The 11,268-nt window shown below is 74.3% G+C and carries 7 protein-coding genes; 5 read left to right on the top strand and 2 right to left on the bottom strand.

The genetic code is table 11. From position 1 onward, the window contains the following. The 3 genes from O7599_RS03875 to O7599_RS03865 all read left to right on the top strand — a co-directional run bounded on the left by O7599_RS03875 (position 1) and on the right by O7599_RS03865 (position 6,287). Entirely contained in the window at positions 1 to 1,533 is a 1,533-nt protein-coding gene (locus tag O7599_RS03875) for an NADH-quinone oxidoreductase subunit M (RefSeq protein WP_281620662.1), read from the top strand. After that, positions 1,530 to 2,966, top strand: coding sequence for an NADH-quinone oxidoreductase subunit N (locus O7599_RS03870; protein ID WP_281620661.1), 1,437 nt, complete (start codon positions 1,530 to 1,532; stop codon positions 2,964 to 2,966). The genes O7599_RS03875 and O7599_RS03870 overlap by 4 nt, the downstream gene beginning before the upstream one ends. Positions 2,967 to 3,113: 147 nt before the next feature. Continuing rightward, positions 3,114 to 6,287: an amidohydrolase family protein gene (locus O7599_RS03865; protein ID WP_281620660.1), complete on the top strand. Its 3,174-nt coding sequence runs from the start codon at positions 3,114 to 3,116 to the stop codon at positions 6,285 to 6,287. Between the two features lie 78 nt (positions 6,288 to 6,365). Here O7599_RS03865 and O7599_RS03860 read toward each other — a convergent pair whose 3' ends face one another. Together O7599_RS03860 and O7599_RS03855 are read right to left on the bottom strand one after the other, a co-directional pair. Continuing rightward, a complete protein-coding gene (locus tag O7599_RS03860; protein WP_281620659.1) occupies positions 6,366 to 8,207 on the bottom strand; it encodes an alpha-L-fucosidase in 1,842 nt (613 codons plus the stop codon). Positions 8,208 to 8,378: 171 nt separating this feature from the next. Then, the gene (locus tag O7599_RS03855) at positions 8,379 to 9,788 is read right to left on the bottom strand and encodes a hypothetical protein (RefSeq protein ID WP_281620658.1); all 1,410 of its coding nucleotides are present in this window, start codon (positions 9,786 to 9,788) and stop codon (positions 8,379 to 8,381) included. Positions 9,789 to 10,052: 264 nt separating this feature from the next. Between O7599_RS03855 and O7599_RS03850 the strand changes: the two genes are divergently transcribed. Both O7599_RS03850 and O7599_RS03845 read left to right on the top strand, forming a co-directional pair. Further along, positions 10,053 to 10,427, top strand: coding sequence for a PaaI family thioesterase (locus tag O7599_RS03850; protein WP_281623271.1), 375 nt, complete (start codon positions 10,053 to 10,055; stop codon positions 10,425 to 10,427). A 175-nt stretch (positions 10,428 to 10,602) separates the two neighbouring features. Then, positions 10,603 to 11,235 carry a dihydrofolate reductase family protein gene (locus tag O7599_RS03845; protein WP_281620657.1) on the top strand — a complete coding sequence of 211 codons (633 nt, stop codon included), beginning with the start codon at positions 10,603 to 10,605 and terminating at the stop codon, positions 11,233 to 11,235. Positions 11,236 to 11,268: the final 33 nt, after the last annotated feature.

The following is an 11,268-nucleotide window of genomic DNA, read 5'->3' as shown; positions in this document are numbered from 1 at the left end:
GTGCTCACGGCCATCGTCTTCCTCCCCGCCGCCGCGGCCGGCGCGCTGCTGTGCCTGCCGCGCGCCGCCGGCCGCCGGGTCTTCCTCCGCGCCTGGGCCGCCGTGTCGGCCGCCGTGCTCGCGCTGACCGTCGCCCTGTGGACCGGCTACGACCACGGCGGAGGCATCCAGTACGAGACGAACGCCCGCTGGATCCCCGGCGCCGGCATCGGCTACCACGTCGGCGTCGACGGCCTCTCCCTGCCGCTGCTGGCCCTGACCGCCGTGCTCTTTCCGGCCTGCGCGCTGTACGCGCTGCGCGAGACCCGCCGGGTACGGGAGTTCGCCGCCCTGTTCCTCTTCCTGGAGACCACCTGCCTCGGCCTCTTCGCCTCGCTCGACCTCATCCTCTTCTTCGTCTTCTTCGACCTGTCGATCGTCGCGATGTACTTCGTCATCGCCGGCTGGGGCCACCCCGGCGCCGCCCGCGCCGCGCAGAAGTTCTTCCTCTACACCTTCACCGGCTCGCTCGCCCTGCTGCTCGGCTTCATCGGCCTGTATCTCGCCGCGGAGCCGCACACGTTCGACATCGTCGCCCTGGCCGGGGAGGACCCGCTGGCGGGGCGGTCCGGCTACGGCGCCCTGGTGCTGCTGGCGATCGGCCTCGGCCTGGCCGTCAAGACGCCGACGGTGCCGTTCCACACCTGGCTGCCGCCGGCCCACACCGAAGCTCCCGCGGCCGGTTCCGCGATCCTGGCCGGGGTGCTGCTGAAGATGGGCACGTACGGGTTCCTGCGCATCGCCATGCCGCTGCTGCCGGGGACATGGCGCACGTACGCGCCGGTGTTCGTGGCCGTCGGGGTCGTCTCCGTCCTCTACGGGGCGCTGGTCGCCCTGGCGCAGACGAACTTCAAGCGCATGATCGCGTACACGTCGGTCAACCACATGGGTTACGTCCTCCTGGCCCTCGGCGCCGCCGCCGCACTGAGCGAGGACACCGCCGGCGCCCGCCGGCTCGCCGTGACCGGCGCGACGTACCAGATGGTCAGCCACGGACTGCTGACCGGCGCGCTGTTCCTGCTGGCCGGCGCGCTCCACGAGCGCGGGCGCACGTACGACATGGGCGCCTACTCCGGCGTCGCCGCCCGCGCCCCCGCCCTCGCCGCGCTCACCGGCGTCGCCGTCTTCGCCTCCCTCGGGCTGCCGGGCTTCTCCGGCTTCATCGCCGAGTTCCAGATCCTCGCCGGCAGCCTCGGCCCGCGCCCGGTGGCGACCGTGCTCGCCGTGCCCGGCATCCTGCTGACCGCGGCGCTGCTGGTGCGGGCGCTGCAGCGGATCTTCCTCGGCCCGCTGCGGCTGCCCGGGGGCACCGCCCTGACGAAGTCCGGGGGAGCGCCCGGCACGCCGCGGCCGTTTCCCGACCTGCGCGCACACGAGGCGGCGTCGATCGCGCCGCTGCTGGCTCTCGCCGTCGTCCTCGGCGTCTTCCCGCGCTTCGTCCTCGACGTCATCGAGCCGTTCTCGCGCACCGTCCTGGAACTCGTCGGCCGATGAACGGGACCGGCATGGACGAAAACCCTCTCGACCTGCTGCCTGAGGTACTCCTCGCCGCCTCCGCCGTGCTCGGCCTGCTGCTCGGGGCCTGGCTGCCGCGGCGGCGGCAGTGGCTGGTCGGCGCGCTGGGCCTGGCGGCGTGCGCGGCGGGGATCGCGGCTGCCCTCCGTCAGGGGGCCGCCGCGGCGGGCGGCGGGACGACCACCGCCTTCGACGGAGCCTTCGCCGTCGACGCCGTGACGTCGGCCGGCCGCGTCGTCATCCTCGCCGGCGCGCTGGTCGTGCTGCTCCTCGGCTTCGCCCCGCTCCGCGGGGACGCGCGGGAGAGCGAGTTCCACGTCCTCGTCCAACTCGCCGCGCTCGGCGCCCTGATGCTCGCCGGCGCCCAGGACCTGCTGCTGCTCGCCGCCGCGTACCTGCTGGCGAGCGTGCCCTCGTACACCCTGGCGGGCTTCCGCAAGGACGCCCCCGGCACCGAGGCGGCGCTGAAGTACTTCGTCACGGGCGCCCTGCTCGGCGTCGTCATGCTCGCCGGCATCACCGTGCTCTACGCCGCCGGCCGCGCCAGCGCGTACCCCGCACTCGGCGACGAACTGCCCGGCGCCCCCGCCGTCCTCGTCACCGCGGGCACCGTGGGGCTGCTGGCCGGGCCGCTCTTCAAGACCGGCGCCGTGCCCGGCCACTTCTGGGTGCCCGACGCCGTCGACGGCGCCGGCCTGCCCGCAGCCGCGCTGCTCACCACCCTGCCCAAGGTGGGCGCGCTGGCCGCCCTCTACCGGCTGGCCGCGGTGCCGCTCGCCGGCACCCGGGTGCCCTGGGACGAGCTGGTCGCGGTGCTGGCCGCCGCGTCCATGACGCTCGGCAACCTCGCCGCGTTCTTCCAGACCGACGTCAAGCGGCTGCTCGCCTACTCCACGATCAGCCAGGTCGGATACCTGCTCCTGCCCGTCGCGGTGGCCACGCGCGCCGACGAGGCCCAGCAGGCGCTGCTGTTCTACCTCGCCGGCTACGCCCTGACCAACCTCGGCGCCTTCGCCGTCGTCTGCGCCCTGCCGCACGCCCGCGCTCTCGCCGACTACCGCGGCCTGCTGCGCGCCCGGCCCGCACTCGCACTCAGCCTCGTCGTCTGCCTGCTCGGGTTCCTGGGCACCCCGCCCACCGCTGTCTTCCTCGGCAAGCTGGCGGTCTTCACCGCGGCGGTCGACGGCGGCTACGCCTGGCTCGCCGTCCTCGCGGCGGTCAACTCCGTCGCCTCCCTCTTCTACTACCTGCGCTGGATCCGGCCGGCGGTCGCCGCCGCCGCCGAGCCCCGCCGGCACCCGGTCGTACGGTCCGCGGCCCTGACCGCGTACGCGACGGCCGCCGCCTCCGTCGCCCTCGGCGTCACCGCCGGGCCGGTCCTGGACCTCCTCGGCGGACCGCTCGCCGGCTGACCGGCCGGGCGGCGGGGATCCCGGAGCCCGGCGGCGTGCGGGGCGGGTGTGCGGTTCCGGGTGAACCTGCACGACCGGCCCGTATCGACCTCAACTCCTCCGTATCGTCCGGTAGTGCTCCTGCACCCTCGAGTCCCGGAAGGACCTATGGACGCCGAGCCCTTCGACCTCTCCCGCCGCCGCTTCCTCCAGGCCACGGCCGCCGCCACCGGTGCCGCCGCCGCGGGTGCCGTCCTCGACACACCGGCCGCCGCCGCACCGCGCGGCGCCGCCGGCACCCTCACCTTCACCGCCGCCACCAACGGCGCCGCCGCCCTCGCCCCCGCCGGCGACCGCCTCGTCGCCGAGGTGCAGAGCGTCCTGTGGTCGATCCCCCGATCGGGCGGCAGGGCGACCGCCCTGACCACCGCGGAACTGGAGCCCACCCGCCCGCAGTTCGCGCCCGACGGCCGCCGCCTGGTCGTGTGCGCCTACCGCGGCGGGGGCTTCCACCTGTGGACGCTGCGGCCCGACGGCTCCGGGCTCACGCAAGTCACCGAAGGCCCCTGGGACGACCGCGCGCCCGCCTGGTCGCCCGACGGCACCCGCGTCGCGTTCTGCTCGGAGCGCGGCGGCGACCCGGTGGCCGGCAGCCCGTACCGCATCTGGGTCCTCGACGTCGCCACCGGCGGGCTGACCCGGGTGACCGGCCTGCCCGGCCAGCGGGGGCCGCATCAGGGCGCCGCCTGGGAGGACTTCGACCCGGCCTGGTCCCCGGACGGCGCGCGGTTGTTCTTCGTACGCGCCGCCGTCGGCGCCGACGGCACGCTCGCGGCCCGCACCGTCGCCTCCGTGGCCGCGGACGGCCGGGGGGAGGTGCGCACAGAGCACACGGAGACCACCCCATCCCAGGTGATGGCTCCCGCTGTGGGCCCCGGCGGCCGCCTGGCGTATCTGCGGACGACCGCCGCGCCCGCGGCGTCGTGCACGCTCGTCGTCGACGGCGCCCCCGTCGGCCCCGGCGCGGCGGGCGCCGACGTGGCGCCCGTACCGCCCCGCTGGATCTCCGGCCACGAACTGCTGCTCACCGCGGGCGGCCGGTTCCGCATCCTGGACCTCGCGGAGCCCGCCCGGACGGAGACGATCCCCTTCGTCGCCACGCTGCCGGTCGACCGCCCCCGGTACCGCGCCAAGACGTACGACTTCGCGGACGGCGGCGTACGCCGCGTACGCGCCGTGCACCTGCCCGCGCTGTCGCCCGACGGCGGCCGGCTCGCCTTCTGCGCGCTCGGCGCGCTCTGGATCGCGGACGTCACCGGCGGCGGGCGCCCGCGCAGGGTCCTCCGGGCGGAGCCGACCCGCTACGTCCTCGCCCCCGCCTGGACCCCCGACGGCCGCGGCCTGCTCTACGCCGACGACCGCGACGGCCTCTTCGCCGTACGCCGCCGCGACCTCGTCTCCGGCGAGGAGACCGTGCTCGCCGAAGGCGGCCGGATCTTCCCCGCACTCTCCCCGGACGGCACGCGGCTCGCCTGCCTCGACATGACCGGCAACCTCGTCGTGCGCGACCTCGCCTCCGGTGCGGAGAAGGTGCTCGCCGCGCCGCTGGGCGCCGGCGGGCTGCCGGGCCGGCCGAGCTGGTCGCCGGACGGGCGCCGGCTCGCGCTGTGCGACCGCAACCGGCTCAACCGGCGCTTCCGCGAGGGCCACAACCTCATCCGCCTCGTCGACGCCGCCACCGGCGCCGCCCGCCTGCACCCCGTCGCCCCGCACACCTCGATCTCCGACCGCTACGACTCCGGCCCCGTCTGGTCCCCGGACGGCCGGTGGCTGGCGGTCGTCGCCGAGTCGGCGCTGTGGCTGCTGCCGGTGCGGCCGGACGGCACCCCGGACGGCGAGCCGCGGCAACTGACCGACGAGCCCGCCGATCACCCCTCGTTCTCCGGCGACGGCCGGAGGGTCGCGTACCTGTCGGCCGGGCGCGTCCGCGTCCTCGACGTCGCTTCCGGCGCCGCCCGCACCGTACGCATCCCGCTCGACTACCGCCGCCCCGTCGCGCCCGGCACCGTCGTGCACGCCGGCCGCCTCTGGGACGGCACCTCCGGGGCCGTACGCGACGACGCCGACGTCGTCATCCGCCGCGGCCGTATCACCGCCGTCGAGCCGCACCGCGCCGGCCGCCCCGCGGCCCGCCGGCTCGACGCCTCCGCGCGCACCGTCGTCCCCGGGCTCTGGGACGCCCACATCCACCCGTGGCAGTCCACCTACGGCGGCCGGCAGACCGCGCTGCAACTCGCGTACGGCATCACCACCGCCGTCTCCCTGGGCGGCTTCGCCTACGAACAGGCCCGCGTCCGCGAGGCCGCCGACGCCGGTGACCTGGCCGGACCCCGGCTGCTCGCCACCGGCGAACTCCTCGACGGCGCGCGCGTCGCGTACAGCATGGGCCGCGCCCACCGCACCCGCGCGGGCCTGCGACGCTCGCTGGCCCGGGCGGAGGGGCTCGACTGGGACTTCGTCAAGACGTACGTGCGCGCGCCCGGTTGGGTCATGGCCGAGGCCGCGGCGTTCGCGCACGAGCGGCTGGGCGTGCGCACCGGCAGCCACCTGTGCTCTCCTGGCATCCAGCTCGGCCAGGACCTGACGACGCATCTGCAGGCCACGCAGCGGCTGGAGTCCGGCCGTGCAACGACCGCCTCGGGTCGCGCGTACGGCGATGTCACCGCCATCTACACCGCCACCGGAGACTTCCACCTCATCGCCACCCCCTTCACCGCGCTCCCCCTGCTCGGCGCCGACCCGGCACTGGCCGCGGACCCGCGGGTGACCGTGCTGATGCCGCCGTGGGACACCGTGGCCGTCTCCGAGCGCGCCGGCCGGCCGCCGACCGACGCGGAGCTGCGGACCCTGACCGCCGAGACGGACGTCTACCGCCGGATCCTGGCCGCGGGCGGCGTCGTCGCCCTCGGCACGGACCAGCCGCTCGTACCGGTGGGACTCCACCTCCACCTCGCCCTGCGCGCCCTGCACGGGGCGGGTCTGTCCCCGGCCGAGGCGCTGCGCACCGCGACGGTGCTCCCGGCGCGGGCCTTCGGCGCGGCGGAGCACCTCGGCACGCTGGAACCGGGCAAGTACGCGGACCTGACGGTGATCGACGGCGACCCGTTCACGGACTTCACGACACTGGTACGCACCGAGTCGGTGCTGCGCGGCGGCAGGCCGTTCGCCCGGGCGGACCTGGTGCGGTCCTTCGAGCCGAAGATGTCCCTGCCGGCCGGAACGGACTGGCTGGAGGCCGGCCGCCGCATGCGCCGGGACGGCTGCTGCGACCCGGAACGGTAGGCGCGCGCCGGGGGATCCCGGAGCGGAACGCCCCGCCGGCGGTGGCCGCGCGGCGGGGCGTCCCGCTTCCTGGGGGGATCAGTTCGGGTAGAGCTGGTCGCGCGGGATGACCTGCTGGTCCTGGCCGGGGCTGGACCAGAGCAGTTTCATGTGGGCGTCGCCGGTCTGCTCGGCGTACTCGATCCTGAGAGAGTTCCGGCGGCCCGCTTCCAGGTCCACCTGGGCCTTGTCGACGGTGACGCCGTGCGGCGTCCAGTTGTCGATGACCAACTCGTCGTCGAGCCAGACGCGTACGTTGTCGTCCGAGACCGTGGTCAGGGTGTACGTCTCGGTGCGGCGCGGTTCGAGGCTGCCGGTCCAGCGGACGCCGAAACCGTCGGCCGGGATGCTCTTCGCCGGTGAACCGGTGTACTTCCACGAGTGGTTGACGTCCGGGTCCGTGCGGGTGAGCTTCGGCGCGCCGGAGAGCGCGGGGTTGTCGAAGACCTCCTGTTTCAGACCGGTGCCGTTGCCCGGCGCGGCCGTCGGGCCGGGGTCGACGGTCAGTTCGATGACGGTGGCGGCGTCGTTGGTGGCGGCGCCGGCGGGGGTGAGGTCGTAGCCGTCGTCCGTCTCGGTGACGGTCACCTCCTGGTCGGAGCCGAGCACGCGGGCGGCGGTGACGTCGAAGGCGGTACGGGCCGTCAGGTGGAGGGAGCCGCCGGCGGCGGGCCACTGGGTGACGGCCGCGTAGAGCTTGTCGCCCTTGCGGCTGACGGTGCCCCAGCCGGGCTGTGCGACGAGCCCGCCGAACCCGGCGCCGTAGACGGCCTCGCCCTGCCCGGCGGTGCGCAGCCAGTCGCCCATCTCCCCGAGCCGCTGGACGGAGGGCCCGGGAATCCGCCCGCGGGCGTCGGGGCCGACGTTGAGCAGGTAGTTGCCGCTGCGCGAGGCGGTCGACAGCAGGTTGCGCACCAGGGACGTGCCGGACTTCCAGTTCTGGTCGTAACGGGCGTACCCCCAGTGGCCGTTGAGGGTCATGCACGACTCCCAGAGCTGCCCGTCGACCGGCGCGCCGGGGATCTCCTGATCCGGGGTGCCGTAGTCGCCGTCGGTCACCCGGCGCTTGCCGACGCGGTTGTTGACGACGAGGTCCGGGTCCAGGCCGCGCAGGTACGTCTCCAGCCGTTCGCCGTCCTGGGCGGTCCAGGGGTTGTGCGGGTTGTCCGTCTCCCACTCGCCGTCGAACCACAGCAGCGCCGGCTCGTACGTGTCGACCAGCTCCTTGAGCTGGGCGTACATGCGCTTCTCGTACCGCGGGAAGGTGGCCGGGTCGGCGAAGTCCGGGTCGTGCCAGTCCCAGATCGAGTAGTAGAAGCCGAGCTTGATGCCGGCCTTCTCCGCGGCCGTCTTCAGCTCGGCCATGATGTCCCGGCGCTTGTCGAAGGCGGAATGGTCCCGCAGGTTCCAGGAGTTGACCTTCGTCGGCCACATCGCGTAGCCGTCGTGGTGCTTCGAGGTGATGACGATGTACCGCATCCCGGCGTCCTTGGCCGCCCCGACCACGGCCTCGGCGTCGAAGTCGGCGGGATCGAAGGTCGCGGCCTGCTTCTCGTACTCCGCGGTCGGGACGGCGCACTGCCGTTTGATCCACTCGGCGTCGCGGCAGACGGTGCCGTCGGGGCGGGTGTACTCGCCCTCCAGGTTGGAGTAGGCGCCGAAGTGGATGAACATGCCGAAGCGGTCCTGGCGGAACCAGCTCGTACGGTCGGACGTGAAGGGGTCGTCGACGGCGTGGTCGGTGCCGGGCCCGGCCGCCGGGGGCGGCGCAGCGGCGGCGGCGGGCACCGCGGCGGGCAGGGCGGTGGCGGCGAGCGCCGCGGCGACGAGCAGGGGCGGTGCGGTGACTCTCCGCATGATGCGGGGGCGTGGGGTGTCCATCGCAGCTCCATTCATCGGATCACCCGGGAACGTAGGAACGGAAACATCGGGTGTCAATGGACCTCGTACGGGAAAGTCTCCGATGAATGCCTCAAGTTGATCTCGATTGATCCGATGTCTCCCGGTGGTGCCCCGCGCCCGCCTCCGTGCCCGCCTCCGTGTACGTGTCCGCTACGCGAAGCGCAGCCGGCCGTTCCGGGCCAGGTGCAGGGACAGGAACGCCTGGCCCGCCATCGCGCCGATGCGGTGTTCGCGGCCGTAGTAGGTGTTCTCGCCGGACGCTCCGTACGTACGGCCGTCGTCGAAGCGGGACATCATCCTGAGCTGCTCCTCGTTGTGGCGTCGCTCCCACGAGGCGGCGGCCGGGTCGATGCCCGTGTCCTGGGCGGTGAGGGAGACCAGGAGGTCGAAGTTGCCGAAGTAGAAGGGGAAGTGGGTGCCCCAGTCGTTGCCCTCGGGGTAGTAGATCTCGCCGCTGCCCGGCTGGTAGATGGTCCTCGTGGTGCCGTCGGGGGCCGGGAACGGCAGGTCGACCAGGGCGGAGTAGACGCGGGTGATGTTGTGCAGGGCGGCGCGCGGCGCGGTGCGGCCCGCGAGGCCGTAGACGAAGCCCTCGTAGAGGCTCTGGTCGAAGGCGACCATGTACAGCGGATGCAGGATGTGGTGGTTGTCCAGGGTGCCGTCGTCGGCGATGTTCGTGCCCTGCAGCCAGGTGGACAGCTCGATGCCGTCGACCGTCTCGCCGCCCGTGAGGTCCGCCGGGCAGGCCGCGGCGGCCAGCAGCAGTTCGACGTTGCGGCGGGCCCAGGCGGGGGCACCGGGGTGGCCGGGCATCATCGCCTCGGCAAGGGAGAGGACGGCGGCGCTCCAGTTGTCCTCTTCCGCTTTGCTGTCGCCGGGGGTGACCGCGGTGCCGTCGCGGCGCTTCTCGTAGAGCTGGTGGCCGGAGGTGCCGACGAGGTGGACGTCGTCGCCGGTGGTGAGCCGGTCCGCCTCCCAGGCGGTCATCGCGGCGAGGTGCCCGCGCTCCTGGTCGTCCAACTCGTCCCAGAAGAGCCAGCCGGCGAGCGCGGTGTAGTACGCCCACAGGGCGGTCTGCCAGCCGTTGCCCCAGCGGGTGGCCGGGTCGGTGTTGTTGGCCAGGTGCCGGGCCGCCACGGTGCGGATGAGGTTGCGGGTGCGGACGGTGGCGTTGGCGGCGGACAGGTCGCGCGGGTCGTACACGCCGGTGACCAGGGCGGTGGTGGCGGCGACCGCGGCCATGGCGGGCAGGCGGATGGCGCGCTCGTCCGTGCCGCGGAGGTCGATGTACCCGTCCGGGAGGTACGTGCGGTAAGTCCCGGCGTACCACGGGCCGATGAGGTAGCGCGAGCTGCCCGTCAGGATCGCCCTGACCCGGCGTCCGGCGGCGTCCCGAGCCCCGTAAGAACCGAGCCGGGCCCAGTCGACGGGCACGACCCCGCCGGCGGCCGTCGGGCCCGCGGCGCGGGCGGCGGCGGGCAGGCCGAGGGCCGGCGCCGCGCCGAGGACGGCGGCCGCGCCGAGGAGACGGCGGCGGGACAGGCGGTGGGAAGAGGTCATACGGCGCTCCCGGGATCCGTGAGGTGACTTCTCTGTGGATTCTCACGTGGGAACGGCGTCTGACAAGGGCGCCGTAGGTACGCTGCGCACCACCGACGCCCGCTGACGACGCACCGGCGCGCCCCCGACCCGTAAGGGCCCCGGGGCGCGGCCGGAGGAGGAGAGTCCGTGGACGACCAGGCCCGGCCCGGGGAGGCGAGCCCCGGGGAGGCGAGCCCCGAGGTGCAGAAGCGCGTGTGGGAGAGCTTCGGCCGCCAGGGGCTGATGAGCCACCTCGGCGCGCGGATCTCCCGCATCGCGCCGGGCCTGGTACGCATCGTGCTGCCGCGCCGGCCCGAAGTCACCCAGCAGCACGGCTACTTCCACGCGGGCGCCACGAGCGCGATCGCGGACAGTGCGGGCGGGTACGCCGCGTACACGCTGTTCCCCGAGGACGCGGAGGTCCTCACGGTCGAATACAAGATCAACCTCCTCGCGCCCGCCGTCGGCGACCGCCTCGAAGCGGTGGGGACGGTGCTGAAGTCGGGGCGGACCCTGACGGTGTGCGGGCTGGAGGTGTTCGGGCACCGGGACGACGGCGTGCGCAAGCTCGTCGCCAACGGCCAGCAGACGCTGATCCGGGTGCCGCGGGAGCGCTGACCCGCGTGGGCCGCCGATCCGCGCGGTGCGCCTGTGTCTGCGCGGGCCCTTCCCCGCACGGCGGTAGCGTCGCTCCTCGTCAAGTCACGACGGGATCGGTGTCGGATCCGGGCGGTGGCGTTCGTGGAAGAGGTGAAAGGACGCCCGCGCGGGGTGTCCGCGGAAGGGAACCGTGATGAAGCTGACGACCGTCACCCACGTCTCCGTCGACGGAGTGATGCAGGGCCTCGGCAGGTCGGACGAGGACCGCAGGGGCGGGTTCGAGCGGGGCGGCTGGGCGCTGCCGCTGTTCGAGCCGGAGGCCGAGACGTACCTCGGCGAGGTGTACCAGCGCGCCGACGCCTTCCTCTTCGGCCGGTGGACCTACGAGGTCTTCGCCGGCTCCTGGGGCGTGCTGCCCAGTCCCGAGGACAACCCCATCGGCGGCCCGCTGCACCGGCAGCCCAAGTACGTCGTGTCGAACACGCTCGCCGACCCGCGGTGGGCGGGCACCCGCGTGCTGTCGGGTGACCCGGTGAACGCCGTACGGGAGCTGAAGGCCGGCGGTGAGGGCGAAGTACAGGTGCACGGCAGCGGCAAGCTGCTGCGCTGCCTGCTCGCGAACGGCCTGGTCGACGAGATCACGCTGCTGACCTACCCGGTGGTCGTCGGCCAGGGCAGGCGGCTGTTTCCCGCCGAGGGTCCGGACGCGGCGCTCGACCTCGTCGACTTCCGGGCCTTCGCGGGCGGTATCACGGCACACGTCTACCGGCCGGCCGGGCGCCCGGAGTACGCCGGCGAGGACGTCGGCCCCGGCCGCGACGCGTAGCCGCCGGCCCGCCGTCCCGCGCAACAGAGAGGA

Source organism: Streptomyces sp. WMMC500 (assembly GCF_027497195.1).
In the GTDB taxonomy this organism is placed as follows: domain Bacteria; phylum Actinomycetota; class Actinomycetes; order Streptomycetales; family Streptomycetaceae; genus Streptomyces.
The sequence above is the reverse complement of the archived record's forward strand: the minus strand, read 5'-3'. Positions and strand labels throughout refer to the sequence as shown.